Below are 22203 nucleotides of genomic sequence, written 5' to 3'. Positions count from 1 at the left end.
GATGAGGGCAATCCCCTCGAGGAGGACCGTGGTGAAGCGTCAGGCGTACCAGCCGATCCTGATCACCGACGCCTCGCGCAGCCAGGACGACCAGCTCACCAGCCGACAGAAGCGGTACGTGCTGATGATGGGCATCCGGGTGGCCTGCGTGATCGTCGGTGCGATCCTGGTCGGCGCCAAGGCACCGCTGCTGTGGCTCTGGCTGCCGCTGGTCGGTCTCGGCATGATCCTCATCCCGTGGCTGGCCGTGCTGCTGGCCAATGACCGGCCGCCCAAGGACGAGCACCGACTGGCCAACCGTTTCCAGCCCCGCCACCGGGACGACACGCCGCCGATGAGCCTCACCGCCGAGGAGCGTCCGCACCGGGTCATCGACGCCGAGCCCTGACCGGCCCGCGCCGGCCGGCCCGCCCGCCGACGTCGCGCGGTCAGCTCCCCGGTCGCGCGCCGATCCGGGACACCGCCGACGCGCCGAGGTCCCCGGCGTGGCGCAGCGCCGCCTCCGGCGCGGCACCGGCCAGCCAGGCGGCCAGCAGACCGGCGGCGAACGCGTCCCCGGCGCCGGTCGGGTCGACCACCGCGATCCGCCGGGCCGGCGCCACCGTGACCGTCGCGGTCCGGTCCACCCAGACCGCACCGGCCGCCCCCCGCTTGAGGACCACCCGCCGGGCCGAGGCGCACAGCGCCCGACCCTGCGCCGCCGGGTCCAGCCCGCCGGCCAGCACCGCCGCCTCGTCGGCGTTGACCAGCAGCAGGTCCACCTCGCGTACCCAACCCAGGAACGTCGCCGCGCCGACCCGCCGCAGCGGCGCCGCGGAGGCCGCGTCGACGCTGGTGGTCAGCCCGCGCTCGCGGGCGGCGGCCAGCGCGCGCAGCCCGGCGCCGCGCGACCCGGCGTCCAACAGGGTGTACGCGGACAGGTGCAGATGCCGCGCGTCGGGCGCGCCGGCCAGGGCGGCGTCGACCGCCTCCGCGCTCAGCGCCAGATTCGCGCCCCGTTCGGTGACCATCGTGCGGTCGTCGCCGGCGGCCAGCACGATCACCGTGCCGGTGGTCCGACCGGGGTGCCGGGTCACCGCGCAGTCCACGCCCGTCTCCGCCAGCTCCGCCACCCGCTCCCGGCCGGCGGCGTCGTCGCCGACCGCGCCGACCAGCGTCACCGGCACGCCCTGCGCGGCGAGCCACGCCGCGGTGTTCGCCGCCTGCCCGCCGCCGGTGAGGCGGATCCGGGCCGGCGTGTCCGACCCGGTGGCCGGCGGCCCGGCCAGCACCGCCACCACGTCGGTGACCAGATCCCCGACGACGATCACCCGGCCCGCGGTCATGTGGACGCGGTGCGGGCCGCCGCGACCGCGATCCGGGCGGCGAGGTCGGCGTTGCGCAGGATGATCCGGACGTTCACCGCCAGGCTCGCGCCCTCGGTGGCCGAGTGGAAGTGGGCCAGCAGGTAGGGCGTCACCGCCTTGCCGGTCACCCCGTCGCGCTCCAGCAGGGCCAGGCCCTCGGCGAGCGTCCGGTCGTGCAGGGCCGGATCGAGCTGCTCGTCCACCGGCAGGGGGTTGGCCACGATGAGCCCGCCGCTCTGCACCCCGTGCTGTCGCCGGGCGGCCAGCACGGCGGCGACCTGCTCCGGCGAGTCCACCGACCAGTCCAGGTCGAAGCCCGCGTCGGTCAGGTAGAAGCCGGGGAAGCGGCGGGTGCGGTAGCCCACCACGCCCACGCCGAGCGTCTCCAGCCGTTCCAGGGTGGCGCCCACGTCGAGGATCGACTTCACCCCGGCGCAGACCACCGCGATCGGCGTACGGGCCAGGGTGACCAGGTCGGCGGACTCGTCGAAGGTCTGCGCCGCCTCCCGGTGCACGCCGCCGAGGCCGCCGGTGGCGAACACCCCGATCCCGGCCGCGGTGGCCACCGCGCTGGTCGCGGCGACGGTGGTGGCGCCGTCCGCGCCGGTCGCGGCGGCGACAGCGAGGTCGCGTACGGAGAGTTTGGCCACACCGTCGACGGTGGCGAGCCGGGTCAGTTCGGCGTCGTCGAGACCCACCACGAGCCGGCCGCCGACCATGCCGATGGTGGCCGGCACCGCGCCCGCTTCCCGTACGGTCGCCTCGATCCGCCGTGCGACGTGCAGGTTGTCCGGCCGGGGCAGGCCGTGCGAGACGATCGTGCTCTCCAGGGCGACCACCGGACGGCCGGCGCGCAGCGCCTCGTCGACCTCGGTCCCGAGACGGAAGTGAAAGTTGGTCACGATCATCACCGTACGTCGCCGGTGGGCCGGGCCCGTAGTGGACCTGGGGGTGGTGACCTGCCAGACTTGACGGTTGGAGGTGCACACGTGAGCACAGAGGTTCTCGAGCGGCCGGAGCTGAAGGACGCGGACACCGGTCCGGAGATGTTCCACTACGTCCGCAAGGAGAAGATCGCCGAGAGTGCCGTCATGGGCACCTACGTGGTGGCGCTCTGTGGCGAGACCTTTCCGGTGACCAAGGCGGCCAAGCCCGGCTCGCCGGTCTGCCCGAAGTGCAAGGAGATCTACGAGTCGATGGCCGGGTGAACCAGGGCGGGCGGCGGTGCCGCCCGCGTAACCTGCGCCCGTGAACATCTCCACCGCCCTACTCCTGGCAGACCTCACCGGGGTCGCGGTCTTCGCCGCCTCCGGTGCCTCGGCGGCGGTGGCCAAACGACTCGACCTCTTCGGCGTCGTCTTCGTCGGCTTCGTGGCCGCCCTCGGCGGCGGAATCTTCCGGGACCTGGTCATCGACGAGGCCCCGCCGCTGGCCTTCGCCGACTGGCGGTACGCGGCCACCGCCGCGGTGACCGCCGCGGTCGTGTTCCGGCTCCACCCCCAGTTCGCCCGGCTGCGCACCACCGTGCTGGTGCTCGACGCCGCCGGACTCGGCCTGTTCACCGTCACCGGCACCCTCAAGGCCCTCGACGCCCAGGTGCCGGCCGTCGGCGCCTGCGTGATCGGGATGCTCACCGCCATCGGCGGCGGTCTCGGGCGGGACCTGCTGACCGCCGAGATCCCGGTGGTGCTGCGCCGGGAGATCTACGCGGTGGCCGCCCTCGCCGGCGCGGTGCTGGTCGCCGTGCTGGACGCCCTCGGCCGTACCAACGCCGGCTGGCTCACCGCCGCCGCCGCGTTCGTCTTCCTGCTGCGCCTGGTGTCGCTGCGCCGCCGCTGGTCCGCCCCGGTAGCCCCGGCCCGCCCCTGATCCCGCCGGCTCCCGCGTGGCGTGTCGGGACAACAGGTTCATGACCACCGCTGGTGGAGTGGGCGAGGCAGATGTGACCAACGTGGTGTTGAGTGGGTTCGCGGAGCCGGGCTGGTTATGCTGAGCCAGCCTTCGCGGCATCTTCTGCGCGGGGGCGTTTTCATGGGCGGCGGCACCCGTGGCCCTCGGCCGGGGTCCGCTCCCCGAGCGGTCGGAGAGGAGCTTCCGTGGCGGCCCGCATGCCGGCGATCGAGACGTTCCCCGCCCTACGCGCGTGGCAGCGCAAGGCGCTGGTGGAGTACCTCCGGCGGCGCGACCCCGACTTCACCGCCGTGGCCACCCCCGGCGCCGGCAAGACCACCTTCGCCCTGCGGATCGCCGCCGAGCTGCTGGCCGACGGCACCGTCGACGCGGTGACCGTGGTCGCCCCCACCGAGCACCTGAAGAGCCAGTGGGCGGACTCCGCCGCCCGGGTGGGCATCCAGCTAGACGCCGCCTTCCGCAACGCCGACCTGCACTCCGCCGCCGACTTCCACGGTGCCGTCGTCACGTATGCCCAGGTGGGGATGGCTCCGCTGGTGCACCGGCGGCGTACCCTCACCCGCCGCACCCTGGTGATCCTCGACGAGATCCACCACGCCGGCGACTCCCGCTCGTGGGGCGACGGGGTCAAGGCCGCCTTCGAGGGCGCCGAGCGCCGGCTGATGCTCACCGGTACGCCGTTCCGCTCCGACGACAACCCCATCCCGTTCGTCACCTACGAGCGGGGCGGCGACGGCCTGCTGCGCTCCCGAGCCGACTCGGTGTACGGCTACTCCGACGCCCTGCGCGACGGTGTCGTCCGCCCGGTGCTCTTCCTCGCGTACTCCGGGGAGACCCGGTGGCGGACCAACGCCGGCGAGGAACTGGCGGCGCGGCTGGGCGAGCCGATGACCCAGGATCTCGTGGCGCAGGCCTGGCGTACCGCACTGGACCCGGCCGGCGACTGGATGCCGCAGGTGCTGCGGGCCGCCGACGCCCGGCTGACCGTCCTGCGCAACGCCGGCATGCCGGACGCCGGCGGGCTCGTCATCGCCAGCGACCAGCAGACCGCCCGCTCGTACGCGAAGCTCATCGAGCAGGTCACCGGCGAGCGCGCCGCGGTGGTGCTCTCCGACGACGTCGGCGCGTCCGCGCGGATCGCGACGTTCGGGGCGTCCGACCAGCGGTGGCTGGTGGCGGTCCGGATGGTGTCCGAGGGCGTCGACATCCCCCGGCTGGCCGTCGGGGTGTACGCGACCAGCGCCAGCACCCCGCTCTACTTCGCCCAGGCGATCGGCCGGTTCGTCCGGGCCCGCCGGCCCGGCGAGACCGCCTCGGTCTTCCTGCCCAGCGTGCCGCACCTGCTGGGACTCGCCAGCGAGATGGAGGCCGAACGCGACCACGTGCTGGGCAAGCCGAAGGACGACGACGGTTTCGACGACGGCCTGCTGGAGCGCGCCCAGCGCGACGAGCAGGCCAGCGGGGAGCTGGAGAAGCGGTTCGCCGCGCTGTCCGCGACCGCCGAACTGGACCAGGTCATCTTCGACGGCGCCTCGTTCGGCACGGCGGCCCAGGCCGGCACGCCGGAGGAGGAGGAATATCTCGGCCTGCCCGGCCTTCTCACCGCCGACCAGGTCTCGCTGCTGCTCACCAAGCGGCAGGCCGAGCAACTGGCCGCGCAACGCCGCCGCACGGCCGCCCGGACCGCTGAGCCGGCCGCTGCCGCCCCCACCGCCCCTCCGGTACCGATGAGTGCCGCCCAGCGTCGGGTGGCGCTACGGCGCCAGCTGAACGCCCTGGTGGCCGCTCGCCACCACCGCACCGGTCAACCGCACGGCAAGATCCATGCCGAGCTGCGCCGGCTCTGCGGCGGCCCACCCAGCGCCCAGGCGACCATCGAACAGCTCGAGGAACGCATCGCCACCGTCCAGACCCTGTAACCCCCACCCCCCACCCCCCGGCCCCCGGCCCCCGCCACTCGCCCCTCGCGATCTTGCACTTTTGGTCGCCGACTCGGGGCTTTCATGGGGTTTTGTCCTGACAGAAAGTGCAAGATCGCGGCGGGCAGGGTGGGTGGGGCGGTGGGGGAGGGTTGGAAAGAGCCGGCCGGGCCCCTGATGGGGCCCGGCCGGCTCTATGTCGGATTGCGGATTCAGTTCGCCATCAGATCGGCGCCACGCCAGCTGAACTCCGGGTCTGCCGCGTACCGGACGGTGATCTTCACGAGATCCTCCGCGTACTTGTTCGCGTGGTGTCCACAGAACACCAGCTCACTCCCACCCGAGAGGGTGATCCGGAGCTTGCCGGCGGCGTTGCAGCGGTCGCACCGTTCATCGGCGGCTGGGGGAGCCACCGTCTCGGGCGGCGGCGTGAGGGTCGGGGTCATCGCCTTCCTCCTCTGGTCGTCACCGATGAACACTCTCTTCGGTCGTTGCTCACCTATCGTGCAACACCCGCTCCGGGCGCTGCCTTCCCTGTGTGCCCGCGGGGGACCGAGGTCACACATGGCACCGACAGTGTGCCGTGCACCAAGGGTGCCACGTCAACGATCACAATCGTGCAACCATGTGATCACCATCAGACGTTGCACACCTGGTGTCCAAAACGACACGCTCGGTTGACGATCTGCGTCAGTCCAGGTAATCCCGCAGTACCTGCGACCGGGACGGGTGACGCAGCTTGGACATCGTCTTCGACTCGATCTGCCGGATGCGCTCCCGCGTCACCCCGTAGACCTGGCCGATCTCGTCCAGTGTGCGCGGCTGGCCGTCGGTCAGGCCGAAACGCAGCCGCACCACGCCGGCTTCCCGCTCGGAGAGGGTCTGCAACACCTGCTGGAGCTGGTCCTGGAGGAGGGAGAAGGAGACCGCGTCGACCGCGACGACCGCCTCCGAGTCCTCGATGAAGTCGCCGAGCTGGCTGTCGCCCTCGTCGCCGATGGTCTGGTCGAGCGAGATGGGCTCCCGAGCGTACTGCTGGATCTCCAGCACCTTCTCGGGTGTGATGTCCATCTCCTTGGCCAGTTCCTCCGGGGTGGGCTCGCGGCCCAGGTCCTGGAGAAGCTCACGCTGTATCCGGCCGAGTTTGTTGATCACCTCGACCATGTGCACCGGGATGCGGATGGTGCGGGCCTGGTCGGCCATGGCGCGGGTGATGGCCTGGCGGATCCACCAGGTGGCGTAGGTGGAGAACTTGTAGCCCTTGGTGTAGTCGAACTTCTCCACGGCGCGGATCAGGCCGAGGTTGCCCTCCTGGATGAGGTCGAGGAAGGCCATCCCCCGCCCGGTGTAGCGCTTGGCCAGCGACACGACGAGCCGCAGGTTGGCCTCCAGGAGGTGGTTCTTGGCGCGCTCGCCGTCCCGGGAGATCCAGCCCAGGTCGCGGACCATCTCCCGGACGAGCTTCTCCTCGCCCTCCTCGGCGGCGCGCAGCCGCTCGGCCGCGTAGAGGCCGGCCTCGATCCGCTTGGCGAGTTCGACCTCCTGCTCGGCGTTGAGCAGCGGGACCTTGCCGATCTGCTTCAGGTAGGCGCGGACGGAGTCGGCGGACGCGGTCAGCTCGGCGTCGCGCCGGGCCTGCTTGAGGGCCTCGGACTCCTCGTCGTCCCACTCGAAGTCGTTGTCGGTGGCCGAACTGGCCGCGTCGGCCTCGGCCGCGCGGGTCAGCTCCACCGGCTCCTCGACCACTACGTCCTCGATCTCGGCGGCCAGCGCCTCCGGATCGATCTCGCCCTCGGCGCCCTCGGACCCCTCCTTGGCCTTGCCGGCGGCGGCCTTGGTCGGGCCGGCGGCGGCAACCGTCGCCTTGGTGGGTCGGGTGGTCTTCTTGGCCGGCACCGCGGCCTTGGCGGCCACCTCGGCGGTGGTGCCCGTGGTCTTGCGCGGGGCAGCCTTGCGCGGCGCCGGTGCCGGGGCCTCGTCGGCGGCCGGCGCCTGCTTCGGAGCGGGCGCGGCGGCCTTCTTGGTGGTCTTGGCCGTGGTCGCCCGGGACGCCGGGGTGGCCGAGCGGGCGGCCGCCACCCGGCGGCGGGTGCTGGCGGACCCGTCCACCACGACCGTCACGCCCGCCTCGGAGAGCGCACGCAGGATCTTCTTGGCCTGGGCCGGAGTCACCTCGGCGGACTCGACGGTGCGCGCGAGCTGGGCCGACGTGAGCTGACCACCGGCGCTCTGCGCGTGGGCGATCAGGGTGTCGGTGAGCGAGCGAACGTCGGCGCCGGGCTGGCGGGGTTCTGTCACGAATGACCTTCCGGAGGCGAAGAGCGAGCACGGCCGGGTCGTCCAGCACGGCGCGGAGTGCGATGCCGGACGATGTCGTTGAGGACCCTCGTGTCCCCGGCCCGCCGGTCGCTGGCGGTCCGTGGCGCGTGGGCAGGGTGAATTGTAACGCCGTCTGCGGCGATCATCCTGCGGCGCACGGCGCACCGGCGGTGGGACCGCCGATTCGGCGCGGATCTGGACTTTGCAAGGATGATAGCGCGCGCGATCCGCGACACCCCGGACGTGCGGAAAGGGGACGAACGAATGGATCGCCCGGCGCCCACGCCGCAGCAGTTGCTCACGATCGCGGTCGAGGTGGCACGGGACGCCGCGGCCACCGCGTACCGGATGCGGGCCGAGGGAGTCTCGGTGGCCGCCACGAAGAGCACGGCCACCGACGTGGTGACCGCCGCCGACCGGGCGGTGGAGCGGCAGGTGATCGCCGCCCTCCGCGAGCTGCGGCCCGGCGACGCCGTGCTCGGTGAGGAGTACGGCGCGGGTGCGGCCGGCGCGACCGGTCCGGGCGCGGTCCGGTGGATCGTCGACCCGATCGACGGCACCGTGAACTACCTCTACGGACTGCCGCACTTCGCCGTCTCGCTGGCGGCCGAGGTGGACGGCACGGTCGTCGCCGGCGTGGTGCGCAACGCGAGCACCGGCGACGAGTGGACGGCCACCGCCGGCGGTGGCGCGTGGCGCGACGGGCAGCGGCTGCGCGGCTCCACCGAGACCGATCTCGGTCAGGCGCTCGTGGCCACCGGCTTCGGGTACGACCCGCGCCGCCGGGCGCACCAGGCCCGCGTGGTCGCCGAGTTGATCACGCAGGTACGGGACATCCGCCGGCTCGGCGCCGCCGCGATCGACCTCTGCTACGCGGCCGAGGGCCGGGTGGACGCGTACTTCGAGAAGGGGCTCGCGGCCTGGGACCTCGCGGCGGGCGGACTGGTGGCCAGCGAGGCGGGACTGCGGGTGGACGGACTGCGCGGCGTTCCGGCCGGTCCGGACATGGTCGTCGCGGCCCCGGCGGCGCTGTTCGAGCCCCTGCACGCCCGCCTCGCCGACCTCGACGCCTCCGGCGGCCCCTGACCGGCGGCTGCCGCCGGTCAGGGGCGTCCGGCGCCGCCGGGGGTCAATCCTCGACGGGAGCCGGACAGGAACCGGGCGGGGCGATCGGCGAGCCCAGGTCGCCGAGGGACTGGTTGACCTCGGTGGTGGTGGCGAGCTGCTGGAAGGACCCACCCAGCACCACGTCGACGGTGTCGTCCTTGCGCTTGGGGTCGTACTCGTACTTGGCGTCGTCCAGGAAGTAGGCGCGCAGCAGGTGTGCCGAACCCACCCCCTTCGGCCCGTACCGGAGCAGGGCGACGTCGTCGATCTTGTTCTTCTGGTCGCCGGTCTTCTTCACCTGGAACTTGCGGTTACGGAAGTCGTCGGCGATCTTGCCGGCCAGTCCGGGCTGGTCGGTGCCGTTGAGGACGTTGAGCTTGACGTCCTTGGACTCGCGCAGAGCGACGTCGGCCAGCGGCCAGCCCTCCGGGCAGCCACCGGCGGCGCCCGCGTCGCGCTGGGTGTCGCGGACCAGGGCGACGACCACGAAGACCAGGGCCAGCGCCGCCAGCAGACCGACCACAACGAGTGCTCGCACTCGCGCAAAGCTCATCAGGGCGCTCCCGGACAGAGGGTGGATGGCGGCGGCCGGGCGGTCGGGCCGCCCCGCGTCGGCCGTCGAGTACGCCGCTGAGGTTAACGGTTGTCCGGCTGTCGCGTGGAAACAGCCGGACATGCCGGCGCGCCAACCGGGAACCGGGTAGTACTACCCCTATCTTCGTGTCGCCTGAGTCACATTGGGAACAACTTCGCGTGCAGGGGCGTACATCTCAGCCACGAGGGCGGTATACATGCCACGCCCAATGGGGGGGTAAGGTACCGCGCCTCGCTGGAGGAGTTCTCTGGCGGCTCCGGTCCCGGCGCCAGCCGGGTCGGGTGACCGACACAAGTGGTGGCCGGCCAGCGGAACCGAAACAGCGTCGTCCGGCGTTACAACCGGAAGCGACAACATCGATATGGGAGAGTGAAACCGATGGCCACCGACTACGACGCCCCGCGTCGCGACGAGGTCGACCTCGGCGAGGACAGCCTGGAAGAGCTCAAGGCCCGGCGGGTCGACTCACAGTCGGGCGCCGTGGACGTCGACGAGGCCGAGGTGGCTGAGAGCTTCGAGCTGCCCGGCGCCGATCTGGCCGACGAGGAACTCACGGTCAAGGTTCTGCCGATGCAGCAGGACGAGTTCCGCTGCGCGCGTTGCTTCCTGGTGCACCACCGCAGCCAGCTCGCCGTCGAGCGTAACGGCGAACTGATCTGCCGCGAGTGCGTCTGACCCGAACGCGACACCGACACCGGCGGCGGCTCCCTCGACGGGGCCGCCGCTTGCTCCGGTCGCCGTGCGACCTCCCGGGGGACCTGCTTGACTCGTGACGGGCCACCGTCGCGTCGGCGGCGGTCGCATCGGGAGGGCGTATCCATGAGCGAGCGCAACGAGCCGGACGGGCGGACCGGGGCGGAACGGACGCGCGCCGGGACCGGCACCGACGGCCCAGCCGCCACGAAGGACCATGACGCCACGAAGGACCTGGGCACGACCGAGGACCCGGGTGCGACCGAGGACCTGGGTGCCACCGTCGCGGCGCTGACCGCCGACGACATCGCACCGGCCCGACGCCGGCAACTGCTCGCCCGGGTGGTCGCACAGGCCCGGGCCCGGGGCCTGGCGGACCTGTTCAAGCCGAAGGCCGCCATGCGCTGGATGGTGGAGACGGTCGCCGAGATCGCTCCGCACGTGCCCGTGCGCGACCGGGCGACCCTGCGGCAGCACTTCCCCGATCTCGACGGCGAGGATCTCGCCGAGCGGCTGGTGCGCAACGCCGCCCGGGGTACGGCCGGTGTGGGCGCCGCCGGCGGGGGCGTCGCGGCCGTCGAGTGGACCGTCGCGCCGACCCTGCTCTCCGCGCCGGTGCTGCTGGCCGCCGAGACGGTCGCCGTGGTGGCGATCGAACTCAAGCTGGTCGGCGAACTGCACGAGGTGTACGGCGTACCGCTGCCGACCGGTGCCACCGCGCGCTCGGTCGCCCTGGTCCAGTCCTGGGCGACCCAGCGGGGGGTCAACCCGATGATGCCCGGCGTCGGGGTGAGCGCGGTGCTCGGCACCGCCGCCCGCAAGGAGCTGCGGGAAACCCTGCTCAAGCGGTTCGGCCGCAACCTGACCACGCTGGGGCCGTTCCTCACCGGCGCCGCGGTGGCGAGCTACCTCAACCGGCGGGCCACCCGCACCATGTCCGACCAGCTCCGGTCCGACCTGCGTCGGCAGGGCAGGGCGCTGCCCGGAGGACCGGCCGCCCTGCCCAAAGCGCCCTGACCCGCTCCTCAGGCGGGACCGGTGACGGTGTCCCGGACCCCGGCGGAGCCGCCGGTGCGGGCGTTGGCCGCGTCGCGCGCGGCGAGCAGCGCCTCGGCCAGCTCGACCGGATGGCGGGTGCTGACCACCCAGAACGGCGTGGGGTCGGCCGGGTCGTCCAGCACCACCTGGACGGCGCCGCCGATCCACGGCCGCTGCACCACGAAGGCCAGCGGGTCCGCGCCGACGCCGAGGACCTCCCGTCGGCCGGCGACGTCCAGCGGGAGCACGTCCGCGACGAACCGGGCCGGCAGGCGCGCGTCGTCCACCCGCAGCTCGCCGTCGGCGACGGCGACCCGGATCCGGCTCAGCCACGCCAGACCGGCCACGGTCAGCGGCACCAGCACCGCGAAGGGCAGCCAGGTCCGTACCCCGGGCACCCCCATCCAGATCTCGGTGGCGAGCAGCGCGGCGGCGACCAGGCCGAGCAGCCAACCCCACCAGGGCAGGCCGAGCCGCTCCGCGTAGGTGGCGGGCGGCCCCGGGTGCGTCGAGGACGGCGACATGCTCACAGTCCGAGGGTACGGCGCACGCCGGGCCGGGTACCGGGCAGGATGGCAGGGTCACCGGTAGAAACGGACGGAAGAGGGGAACCGTGACCGACGTCGTACCCGTGCCCGTGCGGCAGCTCGACCCGGAGCTGCCGTTGCCGGCGTACGCCCATCCCGGCGACGCCGGGGCCGACCTGGTGGCCGCCACGGACGTGGAGCTGCCGCCCGGCGGCCGGGCCCTGGTCCCGACCGGCCTGGCCATCGCGTTGCCGCCGGGGTACGTGGGCCTGGTGCATCCGCGCTCCGGGCTGGCGGCGAGACTCGGCGTGACCGTGCTCAACGCTCCCGGTACGGTCGACGCCGGCTACCGGGGTGAGATCCTGGTCAACCTGATCAACCACGACCGGGAGGCGTCGGCGAAGATCTCCCGTGGCGACCGCATCGCGCAGCTCGTGGTGCAGCGGGTGGCCCGGGCGGACTTCCAGGCGGTGGCCGAGCTGCCCGGCTCCCGGCGCGGGGCCGGCGGGCACGGCTCCACCGGCGGGCACGCCGGTCTGATATCCCCGCCGCCCGGCGTGGGCCCGGCGGGCGACGAGGACGGAAGGGGTGACACGGTGAGTGTGAACAGCGGAGGGTGGGCGCAGTGATCTTCTCCCGAAAGCGGGCCGGTACCGGGCGGCACTCGCGTGACGAGACGTCCGCCGAGGTCTTCGACCCGACCGAGGCGGAGGACGTGCGGCCGGCGCGCGGTCCCTACGACGTGTCCGAGGCACCTGACGGAGTGCAGCGCCTCGACCTGGGCAGCCTCCAGATCCCCGCGGTACCCGACGTCGAGGTCCGGGTGCAGGCCGACCCGCAGGGCGTGATCCAGCAGGTCGTGCTCGTGCACGGCCCGAACGCCCTCCAACTCGGCGTCTTCGCGGCGCCACGCAGCGAGGGCATCTGGGACGAGGTGCGCGAGGAGATCCGCCAGTCGCTGTTCGCCGACGGCGCCGCCGCCCAGGAGGTCCAGGGCGAGTACGGCCCCGAGCTGCACGCCCGGGTGCGTACCCCGGACGGGCTCACCGACCTGCGGTTCGTCGGCATCGACGGCCCCCGCTGGATGGTGCGCGGCGTCTACCAGGGCGAGGTGGCCACCGACCCGGCCGCCTCCGGCCCGCTCACCCAGTGCCTCGACGGGCTGGTGGTCGACCGTGGCCAGGAGGCCAAGCCGGTCCGCGAGCCACTGCCGCTGCGGCTGCCCCGGGAGATCGCCGACCAGGCCGAGACCGCGAACGGCACGCCGGCGCCGGCACCCCGCGAGGCCTGACCGCGCACCCGGCCGGACGGCCGGGACCGTTCCTTCGGCGTACGCTGGCGGGACGGTCCCGGCGTCGTCGGGTCCACAGGCCGGAGCCGGCGGCAATGCCGGCGAGCGTGGAGAGGGTGACGCGGAGGTCATGACGACCGACGAGCGCCAGAGTTCCCTGCGGCGGATGCTGCGCCGGTTCACCGCGAGCGAGGCGGAGATCGAGGCGCAGGAACTGCGCCGGGAGAGCGCCGAGCACGGCTGCCCGCCCGCCCAGCTGTGCATGCGGGGTCAGGTGGTCTCGGTCGCCGGGCGGCTGCGCACGGTGGTGTACACGCCGCGGACGAACCTGCCGACGCTGGAGGCCGACCTCTACGACGGCAGCGACGTGGTCACCCTGGTGTGGCTGGGCCGGCGGCAGATCGTCGGCATCGAGCCCGGCCGCCACCTGACCGCCCGCGGCCGGATGGCCGTCCGGGACGACCGCAAGGTCATCTACAACCCGTACTACGAGCTGGAACCGCCGAAGTGAACTCCCCAGCGGACAGAAGGCAGGGCATGACGACGGGACAGCACCGGCCGGCACAGCCGGACCTGGGACCGGTGGACGAGGAGCCGCTGCCCAGCCTGGCCGAGCAGATGGCCGACCAGTTGGGTGGCTGGCGGGGGCTGGTGGAGTCCAGCATCCCGGTGGTCGTCTTCGTGGTGGCCAACATCATCGGTGACCTGCGCCCCGCCGTCATCGCCTCGGTGTCGGTGGCCCTGGCGATCGCCGTGCTGCGGCTGGTCCAGCGCCGGCCGGTCCGGCACGCGGTCAACGGCCTGTTCGGCGTCGGCATCGGCGCCGCCATCGCCTGGCGCACCGGCGACGAGCGGGACTTCTACCTCCCCGGGATCCTCTACGGGATCGGCTACGGGGTGGCTCTGCTGATCTCGGCGGCGATCCGACAGCCCCTGGTCGGCTGGATCTGGTCGGTGCTGGTCGCCAAGGGCAAGTCCGAGTGGCGGGACGACCCCCGGCTGGTGCGTACCTTCACCGGCCTCACCGTGCTCTGGGGCGTGGTCTGGCTGGCCAAGGTGGGCGTCCAGGCCGGGCTCTACCTGGCCCACCAGGACACCGCGCTGGGCATCGCCCGGCTGGTGCTGGGCTATCCGCCGTACGTGCTGCTGCTGCTCATCACGGTCTGGACCGTCCGCCGGGTGACCCGGGAGACCGCGCCGCTGCCCGGCGCCTGAGCACCGGCACGACCGACGGTCAGCGGGGACCCCGGGACTCGCGGGTCCGCTCCACGCTGTCCGCGCCGAGCACGACCGTCCGGACCGCGTCCTCCACCTCGGCGGTGCAGACGAAGATCAGTTCGTCGCCGGCCTCTATCGGGTCGTCCGGGCTGGGCACCAGCACCCGCTTGCCGCGCAGGATCGCCACCAGGGCGGAGTCTCGGGGCAGGGGCACCGCGCGCAACGGCTGGCCGACGTACGGAGCGGTCGGCGGCAGGGTGATCTCGACCAGGTTCGCCTCGCCCTGCCGGAAGGTCATCAACCGGACCAGGTCCCCGACGGTGACCGCCTCCTCGACCAGGGCGGCCATCACCCGTGGCTTGCTCACCGCGACGTCCACGCCCCACTGTTCGGTGAACAGCCACTCGTTCTCGGCCCGGTTGATCCGGGCCACCACCCGGGGCACCGCGAACTCGGTCTTGGCCAGCAGCGACACCACCAGGTTGACCTTGTCGTCGCCGGTCGCCGCGACGACCACGTCGCAGCCGGCGATGTTGGCCTCCTCCAGGCTGGCCAGCTCGCACGCGTCGGCCAGCACCCAGTCGGCGGCGGGCACCCGGTCGGGGCGCAGCATCCGGGGCTGCCGCTCGATCAGCATCACCTGGTGGCCGTTGTCGATCAGCTCCTGGGCGATCGACCGACCCACGTTGCCGGCGCCGGCGATGGCGATCCGCATGCTCAGTGCCCTCCTTCCGGCGGGGTCGCCGCCACCGACGTCACCGGCGCCACGATGTCGTCGGTGACCAGCATGAAGATCTGGTCGCCCTCCTGGACGACCGAGGACACGGTGGGCAGGGTGCCGATGCCGAACCGGATGAGGTACGCCACCCGGGCGCCGGTCGCCTCCTCCAGCGCGCGCACCGTGCGGCCGATCCAGTCCTTGTGCACCGGCACCTCGACGATCGACACGGTGCTCGTCGGGTCGCGGAAGATCTCCACGTTGCCCTCGGGGACGAGGTGCCGCAGCATCCGGTCGGCGGTCCACCGCACGGTGGCCACGGTCGGGATGCCGAGGCGCTCGTAGACCTGGGCGCGCCGCTGGTCGTAGATCCGGGCCGCCACCCGGGAGACACCGAACGTCTCCCGGGCCAGCCGGGCGGAGATGATGTTGGAGTTGTCGCCGCTGGAGACGGCCGCGAAGGCGTCGGCCCGCTCGATACCGGCCTGCCGCAGCACCTCGCCGTCGAAGCCGGCGCCGGTGACCGTGATCCCGGCGAAGTCGGGACCCAGCCGCCGGAACGAGTCGGCGTCCTGGTCGATCACCGCCACCGAGTGCCCCCGGGACTCCAGGCTCTGGGCGAGGGTCGAACCCACCCGGCCACAGCCCATGATCACGACGTGCACCGCGTCCCCTCCTCACCGGCCCGCACCACGTGCGGCACCAGCCTGCCACGTTGCCCGCGCGGACGCGGAGCAGACGGTACTCCGCCCGTACGCCCCACCGTGATCGGCCACCCGGTGGAGGGGCCGACCGGTGGTCGTACTCTTGGCGGTTGTGGCCAGTCCCACCTCGCTGCTGAAGCGGCTCCTGCTCGGTCGACCGTTCCGGTCCGACCGGCTCCAGCACACCCTCCTGCCCAAGCGCATCGCGCTGCCCGTCTTCGCGTCCGACGCGCTGTCCAGCGTCGCGTACGCGCCGGACGAGATCCTGCTGACGCTGTCCATCGCCGGCGCGTCGGCGTACTTCTTCTCGCCGTGGGTCGCGCTCGCGGTGGTCGTGGTGATGCTCACGGTGGTGGCCAGCTACCGGCAGACCGTGCACGCCTACCCGTCCGGTGGCGGCGACTACGAGGTGGCCACGGTCAACCTCGGGCCGCGGGCCGGTGTCGCGGTGGCCAGCGCGCTGCTGGTCGACTACGTGCTGACGGTCGCCGTGTCGGTCTCCGCCGGGGTGGCCAACCTCGGCTCGGTGGTGCCGTTCGTGGCCACCCACAAGGTGCTGATCGCGGTCAGCGCGGTGGTGCTGCTCACCGCGCTGAACCTGCGCGGCCTGCGGGAGTCCGGCAACCTGTTCGCGATCCCCACCTACGGGTTCGTCATCGTGATCGGCGGCATGCTGCTCACCGGCCTGGTCCGGGTCTTCGTGCTCGGCCACGACCTGCGCGCGCCCAGCGCCGACCTGGTGATCCAGGCCGAGCACAGCGTGACCGGCTTCGCGCTGATCTTCCTGCTGCTGCGGACCTTCTCCTCCGGCTGCGCGGCGCTGACCGGCGTGGAGGCGATCTCCAACGGGGTGCCGGCGTTCAAGGCGCCGAAGAGCCGCAACGCGGCCACCACGCTGCTGCTGCTCGGCACCATCGCGGTGAGCATGCTGGTCGGGATCATCTGGCTGGCCCGGCTGACCGGGCTCCAGTTCGTCGAGGACCCGGATCTCCAGATCGTCGCCGGGCCCGAGGGGTACGTGCAGAAGACCGTCACCACGCAGCTCGGCGAGACGGTGTTCGGGTCCGGCTCGGTGCTGCTCTTCGTGGTGGCCGGCGCGACCGCGCTGATCCTGTTCCTGGCCGCGAACACCGCGTTCAACGGGTTCCCGGTGCTCGGCTCGATCCTGGCCCAGGACCGCTACCTGCCCCGGCAACTGCACACCCGGGGCGACCGGCTGGCCTTCTCCAACGGCATCGTCTTCCTGGCCTCGTTCGCGATCGTGCTGATCGTCGGCTTCCAGGCCGAGGTGACCAAACTCATCCAGCTCTACATCGTCGGTGTCTTCGTGTCGTTCACGCTGTCCCAGGCGGGCATGATCCGGCACTGGAACCGGCACCTGCGCACCGAGCGGGACGCCGAGGCGCGCCGCCGGATGATCCGGTCCCGGGCGATCAACAGCTTCGGCATGGCGATGACCGGCACCGTCCTGGTCATCGTGCTGGTGACGAAGTTCCTGCTCGGCGCGTGGATCGCGATCGTCGCGATGGCGATGATCTACGTGCTGATGCTGGCCATCCGCCGGCACTACGACCGGGTCGCGGTGGAACTCACCCCGGACGAGGGGCGCCCGGTGCTGCCGGCCCGCAACCACGCCGTCGTGCTGGTCAGCAAGGTGCACCAGCCGACCCTGCGGGCTCTGGCGTACGCGAAGGCCACCCGACCGGACACGCTCACCGCGGTGACGGTCAACGTCGACGACAAGGACACCCGGCAGTTGCAGGCCGAGTGGGATCGGCGCAACGTACCGGTGGCGCTGACCGTGATCGACTCGCCGTACCGGGAGATCACCCGGCCGATCCTCAACTACGTGGCCGGCGTCCGCCGGGAGTCGCCCCGCGACGTGGTCACCGTCTTCATTCCCGAGTACGTGGTCGGGCGCTGGTGGGAGAACCTCTTGCACAACCAGAGTGCGCTGCGGCTCAAGGGCCGGCTGCTCTTCGAACCGGGGGTGATGGTGACCAGCGTCCCGTGGCAGCTCGCCTCCACCGCCGGCAAGAACCTGGACCGGCTGGACGCCACGCTGAGCCGCAGCCCGGCCCGGGGTCCCCGGGCGGGGGCGTCGCCTGGCACCCCGCCGCCGGCCGCGCCGATGGCCGCGGCGCCGGAGAGTCCCGCGCCGCCGTCCAGCGAGCGGGACACCGACGGGGGCCGGTCGTGAGCGCCCCGGATCGCGGCCTCGGGGAGGCCGAGCGGGTCGAGCTGACCGTGGACGCGGTCGCCCCGGGCGGGCACTGCGTGGCGCGGGTCGACGGGCAGGTGGTCTTCGTCCGGCACGCGCTGCCCGGCGAGCGGGTCGTCGCCGAGGTGACCGAGGTGCACCGGGGCTTCGCCCGCGCCGACGCGGTGACGGTGCTCCAGGCCGCGCCGGAGCGGGTGGAGCCACCCTGCCCGTACGCCCGACCGGGCCGCTGCGGCGGCTGCGACCTGCAACACGTCGCCCCCGCCGCGCAGCTGGACTGGAAGACGGCGGTGGTCCGCGAGCAGCTGATCCGGCTGGCGAAGCTGACCGACGCCGAGTGCGACGCCCTCGCGGTGCGGGTGGAGGCGTTGCCCGGCGGTCCGCTGGGCTGGCGCTCCCGCATCCGGTACACGGTCGACGGCGCCGGCCGGGCCGGCCTGCTCAAGCACCGCTCGCACGAGGTGGTGCCGGTGGACCGGTGCCTGATCGCGCACCCGGCGATCCAGGAGCTGCCGGTGCTGGCGCCCGGCGGGGTCCGCTGGCCGGACGCGGACGCCGTCGAGACGGTCGCGTCCACCGGGGGCGACGTGGCCGTCACCGCGTACGCCGAGGGCACGCCGACCACGGTGAGCGGCCCGGAGCGGGTCCGCGAGCGGGCCGCCGGGCGGGAGTGGGAGCTGTCCGCGTCGTCGTTCTGGCAGGTGCACCCGGCCGCCGCGGACACCCTCGTCGACGCGGTGCTGGCGCAGCTCGCCCCGCGGCCCGGCGAGCGTGCCTGGGACCTCTACGGGGGTGCCGGGCTCTTCGCCGCGGCGCTCGCCGCCCGGGTCGGCGACACCGGCCGGATCACCCTGGTCGAGTCCGCCGCACAGGGCGTGGCGGCGGCCCGGGAGAACCTGGCCGACCTGCCGTGGGTGGAGGTCGTCGCGGCCCGGGTGGAGACCGCGCTGGCCCGCCGACGGATCACCGGCCCGGTCGACGTGGTGGTGCTCGACCCGCCCCGCTCCGGCGCGGGGGCGCCGGTGGTGCGGGACATCGTGGCCGCCGGTCCGCGCGCGGTCGCGTACGTGGCCTGTGACCCGGCCGCCTTCGCCCGGGACGTGCACACGTTCGCCGGGGCGGGTTGGCGGCTGGCCGAGCTGCGCGGGTTCGACCTGTTCCCGATGACCCAGCACGTGGAGCTGGTCGGTCTGCTGCTGCCCGGGTAGGTGCCGGTGACCGTCGTCGGCCGAGGTGTTAGGAAGGGACCCTTCCTCTACCGTAGGCGTTAACAGGGGGCCCTTCCTTTCATGAAGATCGTCGGGTTGATGTCGGGGACGTCGTACGACGCGGTGGACGTGGTGGCCGCCGAGTTCACCGTCGACGGGGACACCCTGTGGCTGCGCCCGCTGGGGCACCGCGAGCTGGGCTACGACGACGAGCTGCGGGACACGATCTCCGCGGTGCTGCCGCCGGCCGCCACCACGATCGAGGCGGTCTGCCGGCTGGACAACCGCCTCGGTGACGTCTTCGCCGAGGCGGCGGCGGCCGGGGTCGAGTTGGCCGGCGGCACCGTGGACGCGGTCGTCTCACCGGGCCAGACGGTCTTCCACTGGGTCGACGCCGGGACGGTCCGGGGGACCCTGCAACTCGGGTCGGTCGCGCGGGTGGCCGCCCGGGTCGGCGTACCGGTGCTGTCGGACCTGCGGGCGGCGGACGTCGCCGCGGGCGGTCAGGGCGCGCCGCTGGTGCCGGCGTTCGACGCGCTGCTGCTGGACCCGGACGACGCCGCCGGGCCCCGGGCGGCGCTCAACCTGGGCGGCATCGCCAACCTCACCGTGGTCGCGCCGCACGCCCCCGTGCTGGGGTACGACGTCGGCCCGGCCAACGCCCTGCTCGACGCCGCCGCCCGGCGCTTCCTCGGCCGGCCCTGCGACACCGACGGGGCGGTCGCGGCGACCGGGCGGGTGCACCCCGGTCTGCTGGCGTCGCTGCTCGCCGAGCCGTACTACGCGGCGGCGCCGCCGAAGTCGACCGGCAAGGAGCTGTTCCACGCCGGTTACCTGGACGAACGCCTGACCTCCCTGGGTGCTCCGGTGCCGGTCGAGGACCTGCTGGCCACGCTGACCGAGCTGACCGCCCGCACGGTGGCCGACGCCTGCGACCGGCACGGCGTGGTCGAGGTCGTGGCGGCCGGCGGCGGGGTGCGCAATCCCACCCTCCGTGCCCGCCTGGCCGCGCTGGGGGAGGGCCGCTGGCGGCTGCGTACCACCGACGAGCTGGGGGTGCCCGCCCAGGCCAAGGAGGCGTACGCGTTCGCCCTGCTCGGCTGGTTGTCCTGGCACGGCCTGCCCGGCGCGCTGCCGTCGGTGACCGGCGCCACCCGGGCCGCCGTGCTCGGCTCCTGGACCCCGGCCGGACCGGCGCACCGGGCCGGCCCGGCCGTCGTCCCGCCCCGCCGGCTGCGGATCGCCGGCCGACCCGGCGGGCGGGTGGCCGGCTGACCCGGCGCTCAGCGGTCCGAACGGGCCGCGCTGTCGCGGGCCGGGCTGCGGACTGGGCGGCGGCCGATAGACTCCTTCGTCATGAGTGTTGAAGAGGGCACGGTCCACCACACCGGGCTGCTGGCCACCGTCCGTGGCCCGCAGGACGTCAAGCGGATGTCCGCCGAACAGGTCGGCATCCTCGCGGCCGAGATTCGTGACTTCCTGGTCGCCAAGGTCTCCCGCACCGGCGGGCACATCGGTCCCAACCTGGGCGTGGTGGAACTGACCCTGGCCATGCACCGGGTCTTCGACTCCCCCCGGGACCGGCTCCTGTTCGACACCGGTCACCAGGCGTACGTGCACAAGATCGTCACCGGCCGGCAGGTCGGTTTCGACAAGCTGAAGCAGCGCGGCGGCCTCTCCGGCTACCCCAGCCAGGCCGAGAGCGAGCACGACCTGATCGAGAACTCGCACGCCTCCACCGCGCTGTCCTACGCCGACGGCCTGGCCAAGGCGTACGCGCTCCGGGGCGAGCAGCGCAGCGTCGTGGCGGTGGTCGGCGACGGCGCGCTGACCGGCGGCATGTGCTGGGAGGCGTTGAACAACATCGCCACCGCCGGCAACCCGCTCGTCATCGTGGTCAACGACAACGGCCGCTCGTACGCCCCGACCATCGGCGGGCTGGCCGACCACCTCTCGTCGCTGCGGCTCAACCCGGGCTACGAGAAGGTGCTGGACACCGTCAAGGACGCCCTCGGCTCGACCCCGCTGGTCGGCAAGCCGATGTACGAGGTGCTGCACGCGGTCAAGAAGGGCATCAAGGACGCGGTCGCCCCGCAGGCGATGTTCGAGGACCTGGGCATCAAGTACGTCGGCCCGGTCGACGGCCACGACGTCACCGCCGTCGAGGCGGCGCTGCGGGCGGCGAAGAACTTCGGCGGCCCGGTCATCGTGCACGCGGTGACCCGCAAGGGCTACGGCTACCGCCCCGCCGAGGAGGACGAGGCGGACTGCTTCCACGGCCCCGGCGCGTTCGACATCGCCACCGGCAAGTCCACCGCCGCGCCGTCGGTGAAGTGGACGAACGTCTTCGCCGACGAGCTGGTCGCGATCGCCGACGAGCGGCCCGACGTGGTGGGCATCACCGCCGCGATGGCCGAGCCGACCGGCATCGCCAAGCTGGCCCGCAAGCATCCCCACCGGGTTTACGACGTGGGCATCGCCGAGCAGCACGCGGCCACCTCGGCGGCCGGTCTCGCGCTCGGCGGGCTGCACCCGGTGGTGGCGGTCTACGCGACCTTCCTCAACCGCGCGTTCGACCAGGTCCTGCTGGACGTGGCGATGCACAGGCTGCCGGTGACGTTCGTGCTGGACCGGGCCGGCATCACCGGTCCGGACGGGCCGAGCCACTACGGCATGTGGGACATGTCGGTCTTCGGGGTGGTTCCGGGTCTGCGCATCGCCGCGCCCCGCGACGCCGCGACGCTGCGCGAGGAGCTGCGCGAGGCGGTCGCCGTGGACGACGGACCCACCATCGTCCGGTTCCCGACCGGCTCGGTCCCCGCCGACCTGCCCGCGCTGCGCCGGGTCGGCCCGGTCGACGTGCTGGCCGAGTCGGCGCGTACCGACGTGCTGCTGGTCGCCGTGGGCTCCTTCGGCCAGCTCGGCATGGAGGTCGCCACCCGGGTCGCCGAGCAGGGCTACGGGGTCACCGTGGTCGACCCGCGCTGGGTCCGTCCGGTCCCGGCCGAGCTGGTCGAGCTGGCCGCCGGGCACCGCCTCGTGGTCACCGTCGAGGACGGTGTCCGGGTCGGCGGTGTCGGGTCGGCCGTCGCGCAGGCCATGCGTGACGCCGACGTCCGGGTGCCGCTGAAGGACCTGGGCATCCCCGCCGACTGGCACCCGCACGGCAGCCGTGGCCAGATCCTGGCCGACCTGGGCCTGACCGCGCAGGACGTGGCCCGCGACGTCACCGGCTGGATCTCCCAGCTGGACGCGGCGCCGGTGGAACCGATGCCGGCCCGGAGGAACACCGCCGCCCAGAACTGACCCGGCACCCGCGATCACCGGAAAGAGTGGCTGTTCCGCCCCGGAACGGCCACTCTTTCTCCGTGCCGGACGCCGGTGCGTC

At 73.2% G+C, this 22203-nt stretch carries 23 protein-coding genes; 15 read left to right on the top strand and 8 right to left on the bottom strand.

The window, feature by feature from the left end; genetic code table 11:
• Positions 1-31: 31 nt before the first annotated feature.
• A complete protein-coding gene (locus D7223_RS06530) occupies positions 32-388 on the top strand; it encodes a DUF3099 domain-containing protein (RefSeq protein WP_120727039.1) in 357 nt (118 codons plus the stop codon).
• Positions 389-428: 40 nt separating this feature from the next.
• Here the strand turns inward: D7223_RS06530 and D7223_RS06525 are convergent, their stop codons facing one another.
• A complete protein-coding gene (locus D7223_RS06525; protein WP_120726067.1) occupies positions 429-1325 on the bottom strand; it encodes a carbohydrate kinase family protein in 897 nt (298 codons plus the stop codon).
• The gene (locus D7223_RS06520) at positions 1322-2248 is read right to left on the bottom strand and encodes a pseudouridine-5'-phosphate glycosidase (RefSeq protein WP_120727037.1); all 927 of its coding nucleotides are present in this window, start codon (positions 2246-2248) and stop codon (positions 1322-1324) included. Before D7223_RS06520 ends, D7223_RS06525 begins: the two co-directional genes overlap by 4 nt.
• Positions 2249-2335: 87 nt before the next feature.
• Here D7223_RS06520 and D7223_RS06515 point away from each other — a divergent pair, with 87 nt between their 5' ends.
• The 3 genes from D7223_RS06515 to D7223_RS06505 all read left to right on the top strand — a co-directional run bounded on the left by D7223_RS06515 (position 2336) and on the right by D7223_RS06505 (position 5176).
• Positions 2336-2554, top strand: coding sequence for a DUF3039 domain-containing protein (locus D7223_RS06515; protein WP_120726065.1), 219 nt, complete (start codon positions 2336-2338; stop codon positions 2552-2554).
• A gap of 40 nt (positions 2555-2594) precedes the next feature.
• The gene (locus D7223_RS06510; protein WP_120726063.1) at positions 2595-3215 is read left to right on the top strand and encodes a trimeric intracellular cation channel family protein; all 621 of its coding nucleotides are present in this window, start codon (positions 2595-2597) and stop codon (positions 3213-3215) included.
• A 227-nt stretch (positions 3216-3442) separates the two neighbouring features.
• A complete protein-coding gene (locus D7223_RS06505) occupies positions 3443-5176 on the top strand; it encodes a DEAD/DEAH box helicase (RefSeq protein ID WP_120726061.1) in 1734 nt (577 codons plus the stop codon).
• Between the two features lie 212 nt (positions 5177-5388).
• Here D7223_RS06505 and D7223_RS06500 read toward each other — a convergent pair whose 3' ends face one another.
• Both D7223_RS06500 and D7223_RS06495 read right to left on the bottom strand, forming a co-directional pair.
• Entirely contained in the window at positions 5389-5622 is a 234-nt protein-coding gene (locus D7223_RS06500) for a DUF7455 domain-containing protein (RefSeq protein WP_120726059.1), read from the bottom strand.
• Positions 5623-5866: 244 nt separating this feature from the next.
• On the bottom strand, positions 5867-7474 hold the full coding sequence (locus tag D7223_RS06495; protein WP_120726057.1) for an RNA polymerase sigma factor: 1608 nt from the start codon (positions 7472-7474) through the stop codon (positions 5867-5869).
• A 285-nt stretch (positions 7475-7759) separates the two neighbouring features.
• Here D7223_RS06495 and D7223_RS06490 point away from each other — a divergent pair, with 285 nt between their 5' ends.
• Entirely contained in the window at positions 7760-8581 is an 822-nt protein-coding gene (locus D7223_RS06490; protein WP_120726055.1) for an inositol monophosphatase family protein, read from the top strand.
• 43 nt (positions 8582-8624) lie between these two features.
• Here D7223_RS06490 and D7223_RS06485 read toward each other — a convergent pair whose 3' ends face one another.
• The gene (locus tag D7223_RS06485) at positions 8625-9140 is read right to left on the bottom strand and encodes a LytR C-terminal domain-containing protein (protein WP_186832249.1); all 516 of its coding nucleotides are present in this window, start codon (positions 9138-9140) and stop codon (positions 8625-8627) included.
• Positions 9141-9575: 435 nt separating this feature from the next.
• On the opposite strand from D7223_RS06485, the gene D7223_RS06480 reads away from it, so the two are divergent.
• Positions 9576-9872, top strand: a complete 297-nt coding sequence (locus D7223_RS06480) for a DUF4193 domain-containing protein (protein ID WP_007075406.1) — start codon at positions 9576-9578, stop codon at positions 9870-9872.
• 144 nt (positions 9873-10016) lie between these two features.
• Positions 10017-10907 (top strand): hypothetical protein, encoded by an 891-nt coding sequence (locus tag D7223_RS06475; protein WP_238161698.1) that lies wholly within the window; start codon positions 10017-10019, stop codon positions 10905-10907.
• Positions 10908-10915: 8 nt separating this feature from the next.
• Here the strand turns inward: D7223_RS06475 and D7223_RS06470 are convergent, their stop codons facing one another.
• Complete coding sequence (locus tag D7223_RS06470) at positions 10916-11452, bottom strand: DUF3093 domain-containing protein (protein WP_120726051.1); 537 nt, start codon at positions 11450-11452, stop codon at positions 10916-10918.
• A gap of 89 nt (positions 11453-11541) precedes the next feature.
• On the opposite strand from D7223_RS06470, the gene dut reads away from it, so the two are divergent.
• The 4 genes from dut to D7223_RS06450 all read left to right on the top strand — a co-directional run bounded on the left by dut (position 11542) and on the right by D7223_RS06450 (position 13961).
• Positions 11542-12084: a dUTP diphosphatase gene (gene dut, locus D7223_RS06465; protein WP_120726049.1), complete on the top strand. Its 543-nt coding sequence runs from the start codon at positions 11542-11544 to the stop codon at positions 12082-12084.
• Entirely contained in the window at positions 12081-12746 is a 666-nt protein-coding gene (locus tag D7223_RS06460; RefSeq protein ID WP_120726047.1) for a DUF3710 domain-containing protein, read from the top strand. The genes dut and D7223_RS06460 overlap by 4 nt, the downstream gene beginning before the upstream one ends.
• A gap of 130 nt (positions 12747-12876) precedes the next feature.
• Complete coding sequence (locus tag D7223_RS06455) at positions 12877-13257, top strand: OB-fold nucleic acid binding domain-containing protein (RefSeq protein ID WP_120726045.1); 381 nt, start codon at positions 12877-12879, stop codon at positions 13255-13257.
• A gap of 26 nt (positions 13258-13283) precedes the next feature.
• Entirely contained in the window at positions 13284-13961 is a 678-nt protein-coding gene (locus D7223_RS06450; protein ID WP_120726043.1) for a DUF3159 domain-containing protein, read from the top strand.
• Positions 13962-13980: 19 nt separating this feature from the next.
• Here D7223_RS06450 and D7223_RS06445 read toward each other — a convergent pair whose 3' ends face one another.
• Entirely contained in the window at positions 13981-14679 is a 699-nt protein-coding gene (locus D7223_RS06445; protein ID WP_120726041.1) for a potassium channel family protein, read from the bottom strand.
• 2 nt (positions 14680-14681) lie between these two features.
• Positions 14682-15347 carry a potassium channel family protein gene (locus D7223_RS06440; RefSeq protein ID WP_120726039.1) on the bottom strand — a complete coding sequence of 222 codons (666 nt, stop codon included), beginning with the start codon at positions 15345-15347 and terminating at the stop codon, positions 14682-14684.
• A gap of 151 nt (positions 15348-15498) precedes the next feature.
• Here D7223_RS06440 and D7223_RS06435 point away from each other — a divergent pair, with 151 nt between their 5' ends.
• From D7223_RS06435 to dxs, 4 genes are all read left to right on the top strand, one after another.
• Positions 15499-17586, top strand: a complete 2088-nt coding sequence (locus D7223_RS06435) for an APC family permease (protein WP_238161696.1) — start codon at positions 15499-15501, stop codon at positions 17584-17586.
• Complete coding sequence (locus D7223_RS06430; RefSeq protein WP_120726037.1) at positions 17583-18815, top strand: class I SAM-dependent RNA methyltransferase; 1233 nt, start codon at positions 17583-17585, stop codon at positions 18813-18815. The genes D7223_RS06435 and D7223_RS06430 overlap by 4 nt, the downstream gene beginning before the upstream one ends.
• An 81-nt stretch (positions 18816-18896) precedes the next feature.
• On the top strand, positions 18897-20090 hold the full coding sequence (locus D7223_RS06425) for an anhydro-N-acetylmuramic acid kinase (RefSeq protein WP_120726034.1): 1194 nt from the start codon (positions 18897-18899) through the stop codon (positions 20088-20090).
• Between the two features lie 81 nt (positions 20091-20171).
• Positions 20172-22121, top strand: coding sequence for a 1-deoxy-D-xylulose-5-phosphate synthase (gene dxs / locus D7223_RS06420; RefSeq protein WP_120726032.1), 1950 nt, complete (start codon positions 20172-20174; stop codon positions 22119-22121).
• Positions 22122-22203: the final 82 nt, after the last annotated feature.

This window comes from Micromonospora endolithica, assembly GCF_003626595.1.
GTDB lineage: Bacteria > Actinomycetota > Actinomycetes > Mycobacteriales > Micromonosporaceae > Micromonospora > Micromonospora endolithica.
The sequence above is the reverse complement of the archived record's forward strand: the minus strand, read 5'-3'. Positions and strand labels throughout refer to the sequence as shown.

Coding starts and splice junctions, on each gene's coding strand:
- D7223_RS06525 (WP_120726067.1), bottom strand. CDS start 1,325: ATGACCGCGGGCCGGGTGATCGTCGTCGGGGATCTGGTCACCGACGTG.
- D7223_RS06500 (WP_120726059.1), bottom strand. CDS start 5,622: ATGACCCCGACCCTCACGCCGCCGCCCGAGACGGTGGCTCCCCCAGCC.
- D7223_RS06490 (WP_120726055.1), top strand. CDS start 7,760: ATGGATCGCCCGGCGCCCACGCCGCAGCAGTTGCTCACGATCGCGGTC.
- D7223_RS06480 (WP_007075406.1), top strand. CDS start 9,576: ATGGCCACCGACTACGACGCCCCGCGTCGCGACGAGGTCGACCTCGGC.
- D7223_RS06475 (WP_238161698.1), top strand. CDS start 10,017: ATGAGCGAGCGCAACGAGCCGGACGGGCGGACCGGGGCGGAACGGACG.
- D7223_RS06470 (WP_120726051.1), bottom strand. CDS start 11,452: ATGTCGCCGTCCTCGACGCACCCGGGGCCGCCCGCCACCTACGCGGAG.
- D7223_RS06455 (WP_120726045.1), top strand. CDS start 12,877: ATGACGACCGACGAGCGCCAGAGTTCCCTGCGGCGGATGCTGCGCCGG.
- D7223_RS06450 (WP_120726043.1), top strand. CDS start 13,284: ATGACGACGGGACAGCACCGGCCGGCACAGCCGGACCTGGGACCGGTG.
- D7223_RS06445 (WP_120726041.1), bottom strand. CDS start 14,679: ATGCGGATCGCCATCGCCGGCGCCGGCAACGTGGGTCGGTCGATCGCC.
- D7223_RS06425 (WP_120726034.1), top strand. CDS start 18,897: ATGAAGATCGTCGGGTTGATGTCGGGGACGTCGTACGACGCGGTGGAC.
- dxs (WP_120726032.1), top strand. CDS start 20,172: ATGAGTGTTGAAGAGGGCACGGTCCACCACACCGGGCTGCTGGCCACC.